The 20111-nt window shown below is 63.9% G+C and carries 14 protein-coding genes; 12 read left to right on the top strand and 2 right to left on the bottom strand.

Features of this window, described 5'->3' with window-relative positions; all coding sequences use genetic code 11:
• Window positions 1-48: 48 nt before the first annotated feature.
• Window positions 49-2484, bottom strand: a complete 2436-nt coding sequence (locus tag E8F12_RS25765; RefSeq protein ID WP_280328044.1) for a penicillin-binding protein 1A — start codon at window positions 2482-2484, stop codon at window positions 49-51.
• A gap of 184 nt (window positions 2485-2668) precedes the next feature.
• Here E8F12_RS25765 and E8F12_RS25760 point away from each other — a divergent pair, with 184 nt between their 5' ends.
• From E8F12_RS25760 to E8F12_RS25705, 12 genes are all read left to right on the top strand, one after another.
• Window positions 2669-3733: a pilus assembly protein PilM gene (locus E8F12_RS25760; protein ID WP_280328043.1), complete on the top strand. Its 1065-nt coding sequence runs from the start codon at window positions 2669-2671 to the stop codon at window positions 3731-3733.
• Between the two features lies 1 nt (window position 3734).
• Window positions 3735-4349, top strand: coding sequence for a type 4a pilus biogenesis protein PilN (pilN, locus tag E8F12_RS25755; RefSeq protein ID WP_280328042.1), 615 nt, complete (start codon window positions 3735-3737; stop codon window positions 4347-4349).
• The gene (gene pilO, locus E8F12_RS25750) at window positions 4346-4969 is read left to right on the top strand and encodes a type 4a pilus biogenesis protein PilO (RefSeq protein WP_280288213.1); all 624 of its coding nucleotides are present in this window, start codon (window positions 4346-4348) and stop codon (window positions 4967-4969) included. Before pilN ends, pilO begins: the two co-directional genes overlap by 4 nt.
• A complete protein-coding gene (pilP, locus tag E8F12_RS25745; protein WP_280328041.1) occupies window positions 4966-5499 on the top strand; it encodes a type 4a pilus biogenesis lipoprotein PilP in 534 nt (177 codons plus the stop codon). The genes pilO and pilP overlap by 4 nt, the downstream gene beginning before the upstream one ends.
• A gap of 54 nt (window positions 5500-5553) precedes the next feature.
• Window positions 5554-7695 carry a type IV pilus secretin PilQ gene (pilQ, locus tag E8F12_RS25740; protein WP_280328040.1) on the top strand — a complete coding sequence of 714 codons (2142 nt, stop codon included), beginning with the start codon at window positions 5554-5556 and terminating at the stop codon, window positions 7693-7695.
• A 5-nt stretch (window positions 7696-7700) separates the two neighbouring features.
• Entirely contained in the window at window positions 7701-8219 is a 519-nt protein-coding gene (aroK, locus tag E8F12_RS25735) for a shikimate kinase AroK (protein WP_280328102.1), read from the top strand.
• Window positions 8220-8270: 51 nt separating this feature from the next.
• On the top strand, window positions 8271-9374 hold the full coding sequence (gene aroB, locus E8F12_RS25730; protein WP_280328039.1) for a 3-dehydroquinate synthase: 1104 nt from the start codon (window positions 8271-8273) through the stop codon (window positions 9372-9374).
• Window positions 9375-9383: 9 nt separating this feature from the next.
• The gene (locus tag E8F12_RS25725) at window positions 9384-11048 is read left to right on the top strand and encodes an AAA family ATPase (protein ID WP_280328038.1); all 1665 of its coding nucleotides are present in this window, start codon (window positions 9384-9386) and stop codon (window positions 11046-11048) included.
• Window positions 11049-11300: 252 nt separating this feature from the next.
• Entirely contained in the window at window positions 11301-15746 is a 4446-nt protein-coding gene (gene gltB, locus E8F12_RS25720) for a glutamate synthase large subunit (protein WP_280328037.1), read from the top strand.
• Window positions 15747-15782: 36 nt separating this feature from the next.
• Entirely contained in the window at window positions 15783-17201 is a 1419-nt protein-coding gene (locus tag E8F12_RS25715; protein WP_280328036.1) for an FAD-dependent oxidoreductase, read from the top strand.
• A gap of 118 nt (window positions 17202-17319) precedes the next feature.
• Window positions 17320-18387 carry a uroporphyrinogen decarboxylase gene (gene hemE / locus E8F12_RS25710; RefSeq protein ID WP_280328035.1) on the top strand — a complete coding sequence of 356 codons (1068 nt, stop codon included), beginning with the start codon at window positions 17320-17322 and terminating at the stop codon, window positions 18385-18387.
• Between the two features lie 126 nt (window positions 18388-18513).
• Window positions 18514-19278 carry a ParA family protein gene (locus E8F12_RS25705; protein WP_280328034.1) on the top strand — a complete coding sequence of 255 codons (765 nt, stop codon included), beginning with the start codon at window positions 18514-18516 and terminating at the stop codon, window positions 19276-19278.
• A gap of 8 nt (window positions 19279-19286) precedes the next feature.
• On the opposite strand, the gene E8F12_RS25700 is transcribed toward E8F12_RS25705, so the two are convergent.
• Window positions 19287-20111 (bottom strand): universal stress protein, encoded by an 825-nt coding sequence (locus E8F12_RS25700; protein ID WP_280328033.1) that lies wholly within the window; start codon window positions 20109-20111, stop codon window positions 19287-19289.

The raw sequence follows: 20111 nt of genomic DNA, 5'->3' as shown, positions 1-20111 counted from the left end.
AATAAAAAGCCCCGCAATCGCGGGGCTTTTTATTGGGCGTCTGTTGCGTCAGAACAGGTCGATGGGCGCCGCCTCGTCCGCCGGCAGCGGGCTGCCAGGGATGGCCAGGCCGGGCTCCAGTTCGCTCATGGGGGGTGGCGTGTCTTCACTCTTGAACAGCTCGAAGAACGCGTCCGGTGCGCCCGGACTGGCGGCGCGGCCGCTGAGCGGGTCGATGCGCAGGGTCAGTAGGCCGGCGGGCTCCGGCTGGGCATGGGCCGGCTTGTCCTTGAGGGCGGCGCTCATGTAGTTCATCCAGATCGGCAGGGCCACCGTGCCGCCGTACTCGTGGCGGCCCAGGCTTTCCGGCTGGTCGAAGCCGACCCAGACGGTGGTAACGTAGTCGGCGTTGTAGCCGGAGAACCAGCTGTCCTTGGATTCGTTGGTGGTCCCGGTCTTGCCGGCGATGTCGGCGCGGCCCATGGACAGGGCGCGGCGACCGGTGCCGCGTTTGATCACATCCTGCAGCATGCTGTTGAGGATGTAGGTGGTGCGCGGGTCGACGATGCGCTCGGCGACGGCGGGTGCCTGGGCTTGCGGCGCTGAGGTGTCGGTCGAAGCGAGCAGGGTGTCCGGCGCGGCGGCGGTCTGCGCCACGTCGTTGGGCTGGACCTCGCCCTGGGGGACTCGCGGCGGGTTGGCGACGAACAGGGTCTTGCCGTCGCGGCTCTCGATGCGTTCGATCAGGTACGGCTGCACCTTGTAACCACCATTGGCGAAGGTGCTCCAGCCGCCGGCGATCTCGAGAGGGGTGAGGTTGGCGGTGCCCAGGGCCAGGGACAGGTTCCGCGGTAGGTCGTCCTTGCTGAAGCCGAAGCGACTGACGTAGTTCAGCGCGTAGTCGATGCCGATGGCCTGAAGCACGCGGATCGATACCAGGTTGCGCGACTTGTACAGGGCTTCGCGCAGGCGGATCGGGCCGAGGAAGGTGTTGTTGTCGTTCTTCGGCCTCCAGGCTTCCTCCATGCCGGCTTCATGGAAGACGATGGGGGCGTCGTTGACCAGGCTGGCGGCGGTGAAGCCGTTGTCCAGCGCCGCGCTATAGAGGAAGGGCTTGAAGCTGGAGCCCGGCTGGCGCTTGGCCTGGGCGGCGCGGTTGTAATTGCTTTGCTCGAAGGAGAAGCCGCCGACCAGGGAGCGGATGGCGCCGTCGTTCGGGTCCAGGGAAACCAGGGCGCTCTGCGCTGCCGGCAGCTGGACGAAGTGCAAGCTGCCATCGGCCTGGCGCTGCACGCGAACCATATCGCCGATCTGGGCGACGTCGGCCGGTCGCTGCGGGCGCGGCCCCAGGCTGTTGGTGTTGAGGAAGGGGCGGGCCCATTTCATGCTGTCCCAGCCTACCGCTTCTTCCTGGCCGCTGCGGGTGAGGACGAGGATGCCGCTTTTCTCCACCTGGGTGACGATGGCCGGCTCCAGGCCGCCAAGGGCTTTCTGCTTGACCAGTTCCTGCAGCCAGGTCTCCCGGGTCATGCCGGGGAGACGGGTTTCCGGGCCGCGGTAGCCGTGGCGCTGGTCGTATTCCAGCAGGCCTTCGCGCAGGGCGCTGTTGGCGACTTCCTGCAGATTGCTGGGTACGGTGGTGATCACGCGGAAGCCTTCGGTGTAGGCGTCGCTGCCATAGCGGCCGACCATTTCGGCGCGCGCCATCTCGGCGATGTAGGGGGCGGCCAGTTCTGGAGTGGGGACGTGGTAGCTGGCGTCGATCGGCTCGTTGATGGCCTGCTGGAAGCGTGCCTCATCGATGCGGCCGAGCTTGTACATGCGGCCGAGGATCCAGTCACGACGTTCCTTGCTGCGGGTCGGATTGACCAGCGGATTGAAGCGCGACGGGGCCTTGGGCAGGCCGGCGATCATGGCCATTTGCGCCAGGCTGAGTTCGCGGATGGACTTGCCGTAATAGACCTGCGCGGCGGCCTCTATACCGTAAGCGCGGTTACCCAGGTAGATCTTGTTCACATAAAGTTCAAGAATCTCGTCTTTGCTGAGTTCTCGTTCAATTTGCAAGGCCAGCAATATTTCATTGATCTTGCGTGAGAAACTTCTTTCGCTGGTGAGGAAGTAGTTCTTCGCCACCTGCATGGTGATGGTGCTGCCGCCCGTCTGGATGTGGCCGGTCTTCAATAATTGAGTGGCAGCGCGCATCAGGCTGGTGAGGTCGACGCCATAATGGTTCGCGAAATTGTCGTCCTCGGCGGCCAGCAGGGCCTGGATGAAATCCGGCGGGATATCAGCGAAGCGCACGGGGGATCGACGCATTTCGCCGAATTCAGCAATCAGTTTGCCGTCGTTGCTGTAGACCCTGAGGGGGATCTGCAGCTGGATTCTCCGCAGCGAGTCGACGGACGGAAGGCTGGGGCTAAGATAGAGGAAGGCGCCGCTGAAACTGAGCAACAGACCACAGAAAACGGCGACGAAGGACCACCAGAAGAACTTCAGCAGGCGCATCAAGGCTTGTGGATTTCCAAGTAAAAGAATGAGTTGAGCGAAAGGCGTTGATGAAAGGCAAAAGCCGTTCACATTATAAGCGTTTTTTTTCCGGGGGAGCCATTTGCGCTTCTGTCAAGACTGCTATTTAATGTGGAAAAACATAAATCGTCCGTAAGTCTCGGACGCTGATAGGAAATCGGTCGTGCTAGGGCTCTTCAATAAGAAAGCGAATTCGCTGTTGGGGATCGACATCAGCTCGACCTCAGTCAAGCTCCTTGAATTGAGTCGCTCGGGAAGCCGCTTCAAAGTGGAGTCCTATGCCGTCGAGCCGCTCCCGCCAAACGCAGTGGTCGAGAAGAACATTGCTGAGCTGGAGGGCGTGGGGCAGGCCCTTTCCCGAGTGGTCACCAAGGCGCGTACCGGTGTCAAGGTCGCAGCGGTAGCCGTGGCCGGTTCGGCCGTGATTACCAAAACCATCGAAATGGAAGCCGGGCTCTCCGACGACGACCTGGAGAATCAGCTGAAGATCGAGGCCGACCAGTACATCCCCTACCCGCTGGAAGAAGTGGCCATCGATTTCGAAGTGCAGGGAGCGTCTGCGCGCAACCCGGAACGGGTCGACGTGCTGCTGGCCGCCTGTCGCAAGGAAAACGTCGAAGTGCGCGAGGCCGCGCTGGCGCTGGCAGGGCTCAACGCCAAGGTGGTCGATGTCGAGGCTTACGCGCTGGAGCGCGCCTACACCCTGCTTTCGGCTCAGCTTGGCGAAGGCCATGACGAGCTGACCGTGGCGGTCGTCGACATCGGCGCCACCATGACCACCCTGAGCGTGTTGCACAACGGCCGCACCATCTATACCCGTGAACAGCTGTTCGGTGGCCGTCAGCTGACCGAGGAGATCCAGCGTCGTTACGGTCTTTCGGTCGAGGAAGCTGGTCTTGCCAAGAAACAGGGCGGTCTTCCGGATGACTACGACAGCGAGGTGTTGCAACCGTTCAAAGATGCCGTCGTCCAGCAGGTTTCCCGTTCGCTGCAGTTCTTCTTCGCGGCGGGTCAGTTCAACGATGTGGATTACATCCTCCTCGCCGGCGGCACGGCTTCCATTCCCGATCTGGATCGCCTGATCCAGCAGAAGATCGGCACCCCGACCCTGGTCGCCAACCCCTTCGCCGACATGGCGCTGAGCAGCAAGGTCAATGCCGGCGCGCTGGCCAGCGATGCGCCTGCGTTGATGATTGCCTGCGGCTTGGCGATGAGGAGTTTCGACTGATATGGCACGCATCAACCTATTACCTTGGCGCGAGCAGCTGCGCGAGGAGCGCAAGCAGCGCTTCCTGGTGGCCATGGGGGCTGTGCTGGCGCTGGGTGCCGCTGCGGTTTTCCTGGGCGACCAGTACCTGAACAATGCCATCGAGAACCAGCAGGCGCGCAACGACTTCGTGCGCAAGGAGATCGCCGTCCTGGATGCCAGGATCAAGGAGATCAGCGAGCTGAAGACCCGTCGCCAGCAGTTGCTGGAGCGGATGAAGATCATCCAGGACCTGCAGGGCAATCGTCCGATCATCGGTCGAGTATTCGACCAGCTGGTGCGGACGCTGCCGGACGGCGTGTTCTTCACGGGCCTGAAGATGGCCGGTAAAGAAATTGCCATTGTCGGTGCGGCCGAGTCGAACAACCGGGTTTCCAACCTGATGCGCAACCTGGACGCGTCGGAGTGGTTGGCTTCGCCCAACCTTACCGAGGTCAAGGCCGTCACAGCGGGAGCGGTCGATCAGGCCAACGTCTTCAGGTTGACGGTCCAGCAAACCCAGCCCGGTGCCGAAGGAGAGACAGGCAACCAGGGTGCTGCAAATCAAGGGGTTGCCAACAAAGGAGCGGTGAAATGAGCCTGTCCGACTCCCTAGACAGTCTGCGCAAGATCGACCTGGCCGATCTCGACGTCAACAACCTGGGCTCCTGGCCTATCGCGGTCAAGGTCATCACCTGCATTCTGCTGCTGATACTGGTCCTGGTGCTCGGCTACAACTTCCACCTGAAGGACCTTCAGGCGCAGCTGGATTCCAAGCGCGCGGAAGAGGTCACCCTTAAGGAGCAGTTCGCTAGCAAGGCCTTCCAGGCCGCCAACCTGGAAGCCTACAAGGAGCAGATGAAGGAGATGGAAACTTCCTTCGGCGCCTTGCTGCGCCAGCTCCCCAGCGACACCGAGGTGCCGGGCCTGCTGGAAGACATCACCCGCACAGGCCTGGGCAGTGGTCTTGAGTTCGAAGAGATCAAGCTGCTGCCGGAGGTCGCCCAACAGTTCTATATCGAGCTGCCGATCCAGATTTCGGTAGTGGGCGGGTATCACGACCTGGCCACCTTCGTCAGTGGCGTCGCCAGCCTGCCGCGCATCGTGACCCTGCATGATTTCGAGATCAAGCCGCTTGCCGAGGACAGTGGATCCAAGCTGCGCATGTCGATCCTTGCCAAGACCTATCGCTACAACGACAAGGGGCTGCAGAAATGAGTAGTGCCCGCGCCCGCCTTGCGTTCTGTGCCCTGGTGCTGGCCGGCCTCTCCGGCTGCGGCGTCGGTGGCGATTTCAGTGACTTGCAGAGCTATATGGACGAGGTTCGAGCCCGTCCGAAGGGTTCCATCGAGCCCTTGCCGAAATTCCAGCCCTATGAGGCCTTCACCTACAGTGCTGCGGCATTGCGCAGCCCTTTCCAGCCGCCGGTCAAGATCGATCTGGCCAAGCAGCAGAAGGGTTCCAAGGACATCCATCCGGACGAAACGCGGGTCAAGCAGTTCCTCGAGGGCTTCAACATCGAATCCTTCGAGATGGTGGGCACCCTGGCCAACGGTTCGGGGACCTTTGCCTTGATCAGCGGCGCTGGAGGGGTGCACAGGGTCAAGGTGGGGGATTACCTGGGGCGCAACCACGGCCGCATAGTCGGAATCGACGAAGCCAAGGTCGATGTGGTCGAGATAGTCCCGGATGGGGAAGGCGGATGGCTGGAGCGTCCGCGAAGTCTCGCGCTCAGGGAGCGCTCTTGAGGGCGAGGTCACCCGATGAAAAATAACTACCGGTCTGCACAACGGAACCAGATGATGAAAAGCTCGCTATCGCGCCTTGGTATCACGCTATTGGCCGCCCTGCTGTCGCCAGCGCTGCTGGCCGCGAACCTGCAGGCCTTGGATGTTGCGGCCCTTCCGGGCGACAGGGTTGAACTCAAGCTGGGCTTTGACGAGCCGGTGGTCGCGCCGCGTGGCTACACCATCGAGCAACCCGCGCGTATCGCCCTGGACCTGCCGGGCGTGTCCAACAAGCTCGGCACCAAGAATCGTGAACTGGGCGTGGGTAACGCCCGTAGCGTGACCGTGGTTGAGGCCAAGGACCGCACCCGCCTGATCATCAACCTGTCGACCCTGGTGCCGTACAGCACGCGCGTGGATGGCAACAACCTCTATGTGCTGGTGGGCGACTCCGCTTCGGCACCTGCCGCCCGGCCAGTCGCCGCCGCTGCGCCGGCGCCCGTTGCCGCGCCCCTGGCCGCTGCGCAGCCGGTCAAGAGCTACGCCCGCGCCGGTCGCGCCATCGAGAACATCGACTTCCAGCGCGGCGAACAGGGCGAGGGTAATGTGGTCATCACCCTGTCCGACCCCAGCGTCAGCCCGGATATCCAGGAGCAGGGCGGCAAGATCCGCCTGGACTTCTCGAAGACCCAGCTTCCCGAGCCGCTGCGTGTACGCCTGGACGTGAAGGACTTCGCTACTCCAGTGCAGTTCGTCAGTGCTTCGGGTTCCGGCAGCAACGCGAGCATCAGCATCGAGCCGACCGGCTTCTACGACTACCTGGCCTACCAGACCGACAACAAGCTGACCGTCAGCATCAAGCCGCTGAGCCAGGATGACGTCGAGAAGCGCAAGGCCGATCGATTCGCCTATTCCGGCGAGAAACTCTCGCTGAACTTCCAGGATATCGATGTGCGCTCAGTGCTGCAGCTGATCGCCGACTTCACCGACCTCAACCTGGTGGCATCCGATACCGTGCAGGGCAACATCACCCTGCGCCTGCAGAACGTGCCCTGGGACCAGGCGCTGGATCTGGTCCTGAAGACCAAGGGTCTGGACAAGCGCAAGGTAGGCAACGTGCTGCTGGTCGCCCCGGCCGATGAAATCGCCGCCCGTGAACGCCAGGAACTGGAGTCGCAGAAGCAGCTCGCCGAACTGGCGCCACTGCGTCGTGAATTGATCCAGGTGAACTACGCCAAAGCGTCGGATATCGCCAAGCTGTTCCAGTCGGTCACCAGTGGCGATCCGAGCGCTGCCGGCACCGACGAACGCGGCTCCATCACGGTGGACGACCGCACCAACAGCATCATCGCCTACCAGACCCAGGACAAACTGGACGAACTGCGCCGCATCGTCACCCAGCTGGACATCCCGGTTCGCCAGGTGATGATCGAGGCGCGCATCGTCGAAGCCAACGTCGACTACGACAAGGCGCTGGGCGTCCGCTGGGGTGGTGCCTTCGCCAGTGGCAATTGGGCCGGTTTTGGCAAGGACGGCAACATTGGTATTGAAGACGAGGGCGCGGGAAATTGCGGTCCATTTGCCGGCAATTGCACCTTGCCGACCAACGACGATGACTCGCCGACTCCCTTCGTGGATCTGGGTGCGGTTAACAGTACTTCCGGCATCGGCATCGGCTTCATTTCCAATCACGCTATCCTGGATCTGCAGCTTTCTGCGATGGAAAAGACCGGCAATGGCGAGATCGTCTCGCAACCCAAGGTGGTTACGGCTGACAAGGAAACTGCGAAGATCCTCAAGGGTTCCGAGATCCCGTACCAGGAAGCGAGCTCCAGCGGTGCCACCAGTACCTCGTTCAAAGAGGCTGCGCTGTCGCTTGAGGTAACGCCGCAGATCACTCCGGATAACCGCATCATCATGGAGGTCAAGGTGACGAAGGATGCGCCGGACTTTGCCAATGCCCTGAACGGTGTGCCTCCAATCAACAAGAACGAGGTGAACGCCAAGGTGCTGGTCAATGATGGCGAGACCATCGTTATCGGTGGCGTGTTCTCCAACACCCAGATCAAGGCCGTGGACAAGGTGCCGTTCCTGGGCGATCTGCCATTCCTTGGTCGGATATTCCGTCGCGATGTGGTTCAGGACAAGAAATCCGAGCTGCTGGTCTTCCTCACTCCGCGTATCATGAACAGCCAGGCTATTGCTGTGAGTCATTGAGTGAAGTGCAAAACTTGATTTTGATCGGCCCGATGGGAGCAGGGAAAAGCACCATCGGGCGTTTGCTTGCCAAAGAACTGCGTCTTCCCTTCAAGGACTCCGATAAGGAAATCGAACAGCGTACCGGGGCAGATATTCCGTGGATCTTCGACGTCGAGGGGGAACAGGGCTTTCGTGATCGCGAACAAGCGATGATCGAGGAGCTCTGCGAGCAGAATGGCGTGGTCCTGGCGACCGGTGGCGGCGCGGTGTTGCGCCCGGCCAACCGCCAGGCCTTGCGCTCCGGCGGCCGGGTCGTCTACCTGCACACCTCGGTGGACCAGCAGATCGAACGGACTGCCCGGGACCGGAATCGGCCGCTGTTGCGTGCCGCCGACCCCGGCAAGGTGCTGCGCGACCTGATGGCGATTCGCGATCCGCTCTACCGCGAGATTGCCGACATCATCATCGAAACTGACGAGCGGCCGCCGCGTCTCGTGGTGCATGAGATACTCGCGCGCCTGCAGGAATTGCCTCCCCGTTAAAGCGCAGGCCGATCTGCGCTATCCTTTAGCCCTTTTTATGTCGGGGGCCCCATGCGGACACTTCAGGTCGATCTTGGCGAGCGTAGCTATCCCATCCATATAGGTGCGGGCCTGCTGTCGCAGCCCGAGCTTTTCACCCCGCACATCGCTGGCCGTCAGGTGGCCATTGTCACCAACGAGACCGTGGCGCCCCTCTACCTGCAGAAGCTGACTCAGACCCTCCAGGGTTACTCGGTGCTGCCGGTGGTGCTGCCGGACGGTGAAGCCCACAAGAACTGGGAAACCCTGCAGCTGATCTTCGACGCGCTGCTGGGTGCGCGCCACGATCGGCGTACCACCGTCATCGCTCTCGGCGGCGGCGTGATCGGCGATATGGCCGGCTTCGCCGCGGCCTGCTACCAGCGCGGCGTGGACTTCATCCAGGTGCCCACCACCCTGTTGTCCCAGGTGGACTCCTCGGTCGGCGGCAAGACCGGGATCAACCATCCGCTGGGCAAGAATATGGTCGGTGCCTTCTACCAGCCCAAGGCGGTGATCATCGATACCGATAGCCTGAAGACCTTGCCCGAGCGCGAGCTGTCTGCCGGGCTGGCCGAGGTGATCAAATACGGTTTGATCTGCGACGAGCCCTTCCTGCCCTGGCTGGCCGAGCGGATGCCGGCCCTGCGAGCCCTCGACGGCAACGCCCTGACCCAGGCCATCGAGCGCTCCTGCGCCGCCAAGGCGCGAGTGGTCGGGGTGGACGAGCGCGAGTCGGGGCTGCGCGCCATTCTCAACCTGGGTCACACCTTCGGCCACGCCATCGAGACCCAGATGGGTTACGGTGTGTGGCTGCATGGCGAGGCGGTGTCGGCGGGCACCGTCATGGCTCTGGAGATGTCCGCCCGACTGGGCTGGATTTCCACCGACGAGCGCGACGCAGCGATCCGTCTGCTGCGCAGTGCCGGCTTGCCGGTCGTACCGCCAACGGACATGACGCCGGAACATTTCCTCCAGCACATGGCCGTAGACAAGAAGGTGCTCGATGGCCAATTGCGTCTGGTGCTTCTGCGCCGGATAGGGGAGGCCGCCGTAACCGCCGAATTTCCGCGCGAAGTGCTGGAGGCCACACTGGCCACAGACTATCGCGCCCTGGCCGACCAGCTTGGAGAGTAAAGGATTCCCATGAGCAGCCTGCACGCCGACGAGGCCTACCTCGGTCATTACCAGTTCACCCATGATCCGTTCGCCGCGCGGGTGCCCGGTTTCAAGTTCTTCCCGGCCCAGCGCAAGCCCGTACTTGGCCAATTGCACCACCTGGCGCGCTACAGTCAGCTGATGCTGGTGGTGAGTGGTCCTCACGGCAGCGGCAAGACCCTGCTGCGCCAGGCGCTGGTGGCCAGCACCAACAAGCAGGCGGTGCAAAGCCTGGTGGTGTCGGCGCGCAGTTCCGTTGAGGCCGGTGGCCTGCTGAGGCAGATTGCCCAGGGGCTGAACGTGACCCAGGCCGACCCGCAGTCGATCCTCGCCCAGATCGCCCAACTGGCCCTTACCGGCCAGGAGGTCTACCTGCTGGTCGACGATGCCGAGGAGCTGGATGACGCCTCTCTCAACAGCCTGCTGGCCCTGGCCGAGGGCAGCGTCGAGGCGCGTCCCCACGTCTTCCTGTTTGGCGAGGACGCCTTGCTGGCGCGCCTGGACGCGCTGGTCGAGGGCGAGGAACGTTTCCACGTCATCGAGTTGCAGCCATACAGCCAGGAAGAAACCCGCGAATACCTCGCCCAGCGCCTCGAGGGCGCCGGACGCGACGTGGAGCTGCTGAGCAATGACCAGGTGGCTGAGATCCACCTGCAGTCCGGTGGCTGGCCGGGCTCGATCAACCAGATCGCCCGCGACCTGCTGATCGAAGCCATGCTCGCCCAGCGTGGCTCCGCCCGAAAGACCGGTGCCGGCTTCAGCCTGCCGAAGAAACACCTGCTGGCCCTGGCGGTGGTGGGTGTCGGCGTGATCGCTGCCTGGATGATGCAGGGGCGTAACGATGGCGGTGCGGAGACCGCGTCGGCCACTGCCCAGCTGCCCGCGGGGCAAGCCCAGGCTCCTGCCAGTCAGGCGACCGAGGGCGACTCAGGCTCGCCTGCTGTCGAATTCGCCGGCTCCTCGCAGCCGCTACCCCTGCCGCTGGTGGGCGAGGCGCAGCCGGTTATCCGCGAGCCGCTGGCCCAGGCCGCTGGCCAGGGCGAACCGGAAGATGCTCCCGCGCCCGAAGGGGCCGCTGCGAGCGTGCCGCCCACGGTCACCAGCATCGCGCCGCCCCAGGGTGTTCCGGCTGGTCCGGCGCCCGCGCCTGTCGAACCGATCGCATCGGCGCAGCCGCTGCCCAAGCCGGTGCAGCCCATTGCCGCGGCACCTGTCGCGCCGGCCGCTCCGGTCGCCGCGCCCAAACCTGCTGCTCCCGCCCCGGCGCCCGCTGCCAAACCAGCGCCCGCGCCGACCCAGGCCGCGGCCAAGCCTGTTCCTGGAGCCAAGCCTGCCCCTGCGCCGGCGGCCACTGGAGCCGGTGGCGGTGCCGGCGGTGGCTGGTACCGCAGTCAGTCGGGTGGTCATTTCGCCCTGCAGATCCTGGGCACCAGCTCGGAGAGCAGCGCCAAGGCATTTGTGCAGCAGAATGGCGGCCAGTACCGCTACTTCAAGAAGCAGCACCAGGGCAAGGCGCTCTATGTGGTCACCTATGGCAATTTTGCCAGCCGCGATGCCGCCCTGGCTGCGATCAAGGCCTTGCCGGCCAAGGTTCAGGCTGGTAAACCCTGGCCGAAAACCTTCGCCAGCATCCAGCAGGAGATGGCTCGCTAGTTCCACGCGAGCCTGCTTCCTCACCTTCTGACTAGGTGGTCGCTAGCACGACCGCCTGGTGCATTCATTCATTTTTGCGACATCGACTTTCACTAGTTGGCCGCTAAAATTTGTGGTCGACCAAGGGGCTATGTACAATGACCTCCCTTTGCCCTACGCAAAAGCTGGCGGCTCGTTCAGTGCGTATGGTAAGGAGTTGAATTACAAAGCAATTCTGCCTTTTCTGAAGGCAACCCTGGTGAGAGTTCCCCTATGAAAGCAGGTCTGTACCATCCTGATGAATTCAAGGATAACTGCGGTTTCGGCTTGATCGCCCATATGCAGGGCGAGGCGAGCCACCATCTTTTGCAAACCGCCATCGAAGCCCTGACCTGCATGACCCACCGCGGCGGCATCAACGCCGACGGCAAGACCGGCGACGGTTGCGGTCTGTTGATCCAGAAGCCTGACCTGTTCCTGCGTGCGGTCGCCAAAGAGACCTTCGCGGTTGAACTGCCGACCCAGTATGCCGTCGGCATGGTCTTCTTCAACCAGGATCCGGCCCGCGCCGAGGTGGCCCGCGAGAACATGAATCGCGAGATCCTGGCCGCCGGCCTGCAGCTGGTCGGCTGGCGCAAGGTCCCGGTGGACACCAGCGTCCTCGGCCGCCTGGCCTTGGAGCGCCTGCCGCAGATCGAGCAGGTGTTCGTCGGTGGCGAAGGCCTCAGCGACCAGGAAATGGCGGTCAAGCTGTTCAGCGCCCGTCGCCGCTCCTCCGTGGCCAACGCCGGCGACGTCGAGCACTACATCTGCAGCCTGTCGCACAAGACCATCATCTACAAAGGCCTGATGATGCCGGCCGACCTGCAGCAGTTCTACCCGGACCTGGGTGACGAGCGCCTGCAGACCGCCATCTGCGTCTTCCACCAGCGCTTCTCCACCAACACCCTGCCGAAGTGGCCGCTGGCGCAGCCCTTCCGCTTCCTCGCCCACAACGGCGAGATCAACACCATCACCGGCAATCGCAACTGGGCGGTGGCCCGTCGGACCAAATTCGCCAATGAGCAGCTGCCCGACATCGACGAACTGGGCCCGCTGGTCAACCGTGTGGGCTCCGACTCCTCGAGCATGGACAACATGCTGGAGCTGATGGTCACCGGCGGCATCGACCTGTTCCGCGGCGTGCGCATGATCATCCCGCCGGCCTGGCAGAACATGGAAACCATGGATGCCGACCTGCGCGCCTTCTACGAATACAATTCCATGCACATGGAGCCCTGGGACGGCCCCGCCGGCGTCGTGCTCACCGACGGCCGCTACGCCGTGTGCCTGCTCGACCGCAACGGCCTGCGCCCGGCCCGCTGGGTCACCACCAAGAACGGCTACATCACTCTCGCCTCGGAAATCGGCGTGTGGGACTACAAGCCCGAAGACGTGCTCGCCAAGGGCCGCGTCGGCCCGGGCCAGATCCTCGCGGTGGACACCGAGACCGGCCAGGTCCTCAACACCGAAGACATCGACAACCGCCTGAAGTCGCGCCATCCCTACAAGCAGTGGCTGCGCCAGAGCGCCGTGCGCATCCAGGCCAAGCTGGACGACGACCACGGCGTGGCCAGCTACGACAGCGACCAGCTCAAGCAGTACATGAAGATGTTCCAGGTCACCTTCGAGGAGCGTGATCAGGTACTGCGCCCGCTGGCCGAGCAGGGCCAGGAAGCGGTCGGCTCCATGGGCGACGACACTCCCATGGCCGTGCTGTCCCAGCGCGTGCGCTCGACCTACGATTATTTCCGCCAGCAGTTCGCGCAGGTCACCAACCCGCCGATCGACCCGCTGCGCGAAGCCATCGTCATGTCCCTGGAGATCTGCCTCGGCGCCGAGCGCAACATCTTCAGCGAGTCGCCGGACCACGCCACCCGCGTGATCCTTAGCAGCCCGGTGATCTCCCCGGCCAAATGGAGTGCCCTGATGAGCCTGGACCGCCCGGGCTTCGAGCGGCACATCATCGACCTCAACTACGACGAGAACCTCGGCCTCGAAGCGGCCGTGCGCAACTTCGCCGACCAGGCCGAAGAGGCTGTGCGTTCCGGCAAGTCCCTGCTGGTGCTGACCGATCGTCACATCGCCCCGGGCAAGCTGCCGGCCCACGCCTCCCTGGCTGTCGGCGCCGTGCACCACCGACTGGTGGAGAAGGGCCTGCGCTGCGATTGCAACATCCTGGTCGAGACCGCCACCGCCCGCGACCCGCACCACTTCGCTGTGCTGGTGGGCTTCGGCGCTTCCGCCGTGTACCCCTTCCTCGCCTACGAAGTGCTGGCGGACCTGATCCGCACCGGCGAAGTCCTGGGTGACCTCTACGAAGTCTTCAAGCACTACCGCAAGGGCATCTCCAAGGGCCTGCTGAAGATCCTCTCGAAGATGGGCATCTCCACCATTGCTTCCTACCGCGGTGCGCAGCTGTTCGAAGCCGTGGGCCTGTCCGAGGAAGTGGTGGACCTCAGCTTCCGTGGCGTCGCCAGCCGCATCAAGGGCGCGCGCTTCGTCGACATCGAGTCCGAGCAGAAGCTGCTGGCCAATGAAGCCTGGAACAACCGCAAGGCCATCCAGCAGGGTGGCCTGCTGAAGTTCGTCTACGGCGGCGAGTACCACGCGTACAACCCGGACGTGGTGAACACCCTGCAGGCCGCCGTGCAGCAGGGCAACTACGAGAAGTTCAAGGAATACACCGCCCTGGTGGACAACCGTCCGGTGTCGATGCTGCGCGACCTGCTCAAGGTCAAACCCGTCGAACAGCCGTTGCCGCTGGCGGAAGTCGAGCCGCTGGAAGCCATCTTCAAGCGCTTCGACGCCGCCGGTATTTCCCTGGGCGCCCTCTCCCCAGAGGCCCACGAGGCCCTGGCCGAGGCCATGAACCGCCTGGGCGGCCGCTCCAACTCCGGTGAGGGTGGCGAAGACCCGGCGCGCTACGGCACCGTGCGCAGTTCCAAGATCAAGCAGGTGGCCACCGGCCGCTTCGGCGTCACCCCGGAATACCTGGTCAACGCCGAAGTGCTGCAGATCAAGGTGGCCCAAGGCGCCAAGCCCGGCGAAGGCGGCCAGTTGCCCGGTGGCAAGGTCAACGGCCTGATCGCCCGCCTGCGCTACGCAGTGCCCGGTGTGACCCTGATCTCGCCGCCGCCGCACCACGACATCTACTCCATCGAAGACCTGGCCCAGCTGATCTATGACCTCAAGCAGGTCAACCCGCAGGCCCTGGTTTCGGTGAAGCTGGTGGCCGAAGCGGGCGTCGGCACCATCGCCGCCGGCGTGGCCAAGGCCTATGCTGACCTGATCACCATCTCCGGCTACGACGGTGGCACCGGCGCTTCCCCGCTGACTTCCATCAAGTACGCCGGCAGCCCCTGGGAACTCGGCTTGGCCGAAACCCACCAGACCCTGCGCGGCAACGACCTGCGCGGCAAGGTGCGGGTGCAGACCGACGGCGGCCTGAAGACCGGCCTCGACGTGATCAAGGCGGCCATCCTCGGCGCTGAGAGCTTCGGCTTCGGCACCGCGCCGATGATCGCCCTGGGCTGCAAGTACCTGCGCATCTGCCACCTGAACAACTGCGCCACCGGCGTTGCCACCCAGAACGACAAGCTGCGCAAGGACCACTTCATCGGCACCGTCGACATGGTGGTGAACTTCTTCACCTATATCGCCGAAGAAACCCGCGAATGGCTGGCCAAGCTGGGCGTACGCAGCCTCGGCGAGCTGATCGGCCGTACCGACCTGCTGGAACTGCTCCCCGGCGACACCGAGAAGCAGGGCCACCTGGACCTCAGCCCGCTGCTCGGCAGCGTGCACGTCCCGGCCGACAAACCGCAGTTCTGCACCGTCGACAAAAACCCGCCGTTCGACCCAGGCCTGCTGGCCGAGAAGATGTGGGGCCTGGCCAAGGCGGCTGTCGAAGGCAAGAGCGGCGGCGTCTACGACCTGGAAATCTGCAACTGCGACCGTTCCATCGGCGCGCGGATATCCGGTGAGATCGCCCGTCGCCATGGCAACCAGGGCATGAAGGACACCCCGGTGACCTTCCGCTTCCGCGGCACCGCCGGCCAGAGCTTCGGCGTGTGGAACGCCGGTGGCCTGAACCTCTACCTCGAAGGCGACGCCAACGACTACGTGGGCAAGGGCATGACCGGCGGCAAAGTGGTCATCACCCCGCCGAAAGGCAGCCCGTTCAAGAGCCAGGAGTCGGCCATCATCGGCAACACCTGCCTCTACGGCGCCACCGGCGGCAAGCTGTTCGCCGCGGGTACCGCGGGCGAGCGCTTCGCGGTGCGCAACTCCGGCGCCCACACCGTAGTGGAAGGTACTGGTGACCACTGCTGCGAGTACATGACCGGCGGTTTCGTCTGCGTTCTCGGCAAGACGGGTTACAACTTCGGCTCGGGCATGACCGGCGGCTTCGCGTACGTGCTCGACATGGACAACAGCTTCGTCGACCGGGTCAACCACGAACTGGTGGAAATCCAGCGCATCAGCAACGAGGCCATGGAGGCCTACCGCAGCCACCTGCACGGCGTGTTGGTGGAGTACGTCAAGGAGACCTCCAGCGACTGGGGTGCCCATCTGTTGGAAAACCTGGACGATTACCTGCGCAAGTTCTGGCTGGTCAAGCCGAAGGCCGCGAGCCTCGCTTCGCTGCTCTCCAGCACCCGTGCCAACCCGCAATGACAACAGCGCCTGAAGTGGTTTGATGAGGTTTTTTTAATGACTGAACGTCTGAACAACGACTTCCAGTTCATCGAGGTCGGGCGCAAGGATCCGAAGAAGAAACTGCTGCGCCAGCGCAAGAAGGAATTCGTCGAGATCTATGACCTGTTCAAGCCGCAGCAAGCGGCTGACCAGGCTCACCGCTGCCTCGGCTGCGGCAACCCCTATTGCGAGTGGAAGTGCCCGGTGCACAACTTCATTCCGAACTGGCTGAAGCTGGTCTCGGAAGGCAATATCCTGGCCGCCGCCGAACTGTCGCACCAGACCAACACCCTGCCGGAAGTCTGCGGTCGGGTATGCCCGCAGGACCGCCTCTGCGAGGGTGCCTGCACTCTCAACGACGGCTTCGGTGCTGTGACCATCGGCTCGGTGGAGAAGTACATCACCGATACCGCCTTCGCCATGGGCTGGCGCCCGGACATGTCCAAGGTCAAGCCGACCGGCAAGCGTGTCGCGGTGATCGGTGCCGGCCCGGCGGGACTGGGCTGCGCCGACGTGCTGGTGCGCAACGGCGTGACCCCGGTGGTGTTCGACAGGAACCCGGAAATCGGCGGGCTGCTGACCTTCGGCATCCCCGAGTTCAAGCTGGAAAAGACCGTGATGAGCCGTCGTCGCGAAGTCTTCACCGGCATGGGCATCGAGTTCCGCCTGAACACCGAGATCGGCACGGACGTGACCATGGAGCAGTTGCTCGATGAGTACGATGCTGTGTTCATGGGCATGGGTACCTACACCTATATGAAGGGCGGCTTCCCGGGCGAGGACCTGCCGGGCGTGCATGACGCGCTGGACTTCCTGATCGCCAACGTCAATCGCAACCTCGGCTTCGAGAAGTCCGCCGAGGACTTCGTCGACATGAAGGGCAAGAAGGTCGTGGTGCTAGGCGGTGGCGACACCGCGATGGACTGCAACCGCACTTCGATCCGCCAGGGCGCCAAGGCCGTTACCTGTGCCTACCGCCGTGACGAAGAGAACATGCCCGGTTCGCGCAAAGAGGTGAAGAACGCCAAGGAAGAGGGCGTGAAGTTCCTCTTCAACCGTCAGCCCATCGCCATCGTCGGCGAGGACAAGGTGGAAGGCGTGAAGGTGGTCGAGACCCGTCTCGGCGAGCCGGACGCCCGTGGCCGTCGCAGCCCCGAGCCGATCCCGGGCTCCGAGGAGATCATCCCGGCCGAATCCGTGCTGATCGCCTTCGGTTTCCGCCCGAGCCCGGCGCCCTGGTTCGACCAGCACCAGGTGCAGACCGACAGTCAGGGCCGCGTTGTCGCACCCGCCGCTGCCGAGTTCAAGCACCAGACCAGCAACCCGAAGATCTTCGCCGGTGGCGACATGGTCCGCGGGTCCGACCTGGTGGTGACCGCGATCTTCGAAGGCCGTACGGCCGCCGAAGGCATCCTCGACTACCTTCAGGTCTGAGGCGCACGCACCGACGCGACGTGTCAAATCGTCGCGATGGACAAAAGGCACGGCACCCGCCGTGCCTTTTGCGTTGGGCTTTGCGAAAATGCCCGCACTTTTTTGCTGGAATCCTGCCATGACCGCCCTGAAGAACGACCGTTTCCTCCGTGCGCTGCTGAAGCAGCCCGTCGACGTCACCCCTGTCTGGATGATGCGCCAGGCCGGTCGCTACCTGCCGGAGTACCGCGCTACCCGCGCCAAGGCCGGCGACTTCATGAGCCTGTGCATGAACCCGCAGCTGGCGTGCGAGGTCACCCTGCAGCCGCTGGATCGCTACCCGCAGCTGGATGCGGCCATCCTGTTCTCCGATATCCTCACTATTCCCGACGCCATGGGTCAGGGCCTGTTCTTCGAGACGGGCGAAGGTCCGCGCTTCAAGAAAGTGGTAAGCAGCCAGGCTGATATCGACGCCCTGCCGATTCCCGACCCGGAGAAGGACCTGGGCTACGTGATGGACGCCGTGCGCACCATCCGCCGTGAACTGAACGGCCGCGTGCCGCTGATCGGTTTCTCCGGCAGCCCCTGGACCCTGGCCACCTACATGGTCGAAGGCGGTTCCAGCCGCGACTTCCGCAAGTCCAAGGCGATGCTCTACGACAATCCCCAGGCCATGCACGCCCTGCTGGACAAGCTGGCGCAGTCGGTTACCACCTACCTCAACGGCCAGATCAAGGCCGGCGCCCAGGCGGTGCAGATCTTCGACTCCTGGGGCGGCAGCCTGTCGGCGGCGGCTTACCAGGAATTCTCCCTGGCCTATATGAAGAAGATCGTCGAGGGCCTGATCCGCGAACACGACGGGCGCCGCGTGCCGGTGATCCTCTTCACCAAGGGCGGCGGCCTCTGGCTGGAGTCCATGGCCGACACCGGCGCCGAGGTCCTGGGCCTGGACTGGACCTGCGACATCGGCAGCGCCCGCGCCCGAGTCGGCGCCAAGGTGGCGCTGCAGGGCAACATGGACCCCTCGGTGCTCTACGCCAACCCGGCCGCCATCCGCGCTGAAGTAGGACGGATCCTCGCTAGCTACGGCCAGGGCAGCGGCCACGTGTTCAACCTCGGCCACGGCATCACCCCGGAAGTCGACCCGGCCCACGCCGGCGCCTTCTTCGAGGCGGTGCACGAGTTGTCGGCGCAGTATCACCAGTAAAACCAAGGGTCGCGAAAGCGACCCTTCTTGTTTCGATTCGGAGAACCGCTTCCCGCGTCTTATTCCTCGCCCTTGTCACGGGCATTGCATAGAATCCGGTACTTATCGGGTTCGGGGAGGTGTGCTATGCGGCGAGTGGTGTTCAATCAGAAAGGTGGCGTGGGCAAGTCCAGCATCGCCTGCAACCTGGCGGCGGTGAGCGCTTCGCAGGGCTATCGCACCCTGCTGATCGACCTCGACGCCCAGGCCAACTCCACTCACTACCTCACCGGCCTGACCGGTGAAGACATCCCCATGGGGATCGCCGACTTCTTCAAGCAGACGTTGTCGGCCACCGCCTTCCGCAAGGGCAAGGTGGATATCTACGAAACCCCTTACGACAACCTGCACGTGGTCACCGCCACGGCGGAGCTGGCAGATCTGCAGCCCAAGCTCGAGGCCAAGCACAAGATCAACAAGCTGCGCAAACTGCTGGACGATCTGGGCGAGGACTACGACCGGATCTACCTGGATACGCCGCCGGCGCTCAATTTCTATACGGTTTCCGCGCTGATCGCGGCTGATCGTTGCCTGATTCCCTTCGACTGCGACAGCTTTTCCCGAAATGCTCTCTACGGCCTGCTGGCCGAGATCGAGGAGCTGAAGGAGGACCACAACGAAGGCCTGGAGGTGGAGGGCATCGTGGTCAACCAGTTCCAGCCACGGGCCTCGCTGCCCCAGCAACTGCTGGACGAGTTGCTGGAGGAGGGGCTGCCGGTGCTGCCGGTGAACCTGATGATGTCGGTGAAGATGCGCGAGTCGCACCAGGCCTGCAAGCCGCTGATCTTCCTGGAGCCCCGCCACAAGCTGACCCAACAGTTCGTCGAGCTGCACGATCTCCTTGAAGCCTGAGGCCCGGGCTATTTGACCAGCAACAGGTCGCAGGGCGGGTTCTGCAGGTAGCGTAGAGCCAGGCTGCCCAGCAGAGCCTGGGAGATCAGGCTGCGGCCGTGGCTGCCGAGGGCCAGCAGATGTGGGCGCTGGTCGGCGATGGCGTCGTCCAGGGCCTTGGGCAGGGCGCCGCGTACCACCTCCAGCCCCACCTCCGGTATCCGGCCGGCCAGGCCCGCCAGTTCGTCCTCCAGCAGCTTGCCGAGCAGCTCCTTCTGGGTCGCCAGAAAGTCGGCCGAGCGGCCGCCCTTCGACAGCAGGCGGCTGCCCAGCTCCATCACGTTCAAGGCGGTCAAGTGGGCCTCCCTGGGCAGTAGTGCGATGCCCTTGCGCAGCGCGTCGCAGGCGCAGAGGGAGAAGTCCAGCGCCACGGTCGCCCGCTGGTAGGGCTCGTCAGGCGGTTCGCCGACCACCAGCAGCAGCGGTGCGTCCAGATGGCGGGCGACGCGCTCCAGGGTGGTGCCGATGAACAACTCCGGCGCGTTGTGGTGGTGTCGGCCTATTGCCAGCAGGTCGGCGCGACTGTCGATCATCTCTTCGAGGATTTGCTGCGCTGGGCGCCCCTTGCGCAGGAGCAGTTGGCAGTTCCCGGCGCCCAATTGCGCCAGGCGCTCGCCGAAGTGCTGCTGGGCGGCGTCGCGCAGGCTGCCCTGGACGGCATTGGGCAGGTGGTCTTCGAGTACGTGCAGCAGGGAGAGGCGTGCGTCGTGCTGGCGGGCGAGCTGGACGGCGCGGCGCAGGGCGATGTCCGCCTCGCGGCTGAGGTCATGGGCGACCAGGATGTGCTTGTACAT

The sequence above is a fragment of the Pseudomonas sp. BN102 genome (assembly GCF_029871245.1).
GTDB lineage: Bacteria > Pseudomonadota > Gammaproteobacteria > Pseudomonadales > Pseudomonadaceae > Metapseudomonas.
Note: the sequence above shows the minus strand (reverse complement) of the source record. Positions and strands in the feature narration are given on the sequence as shown.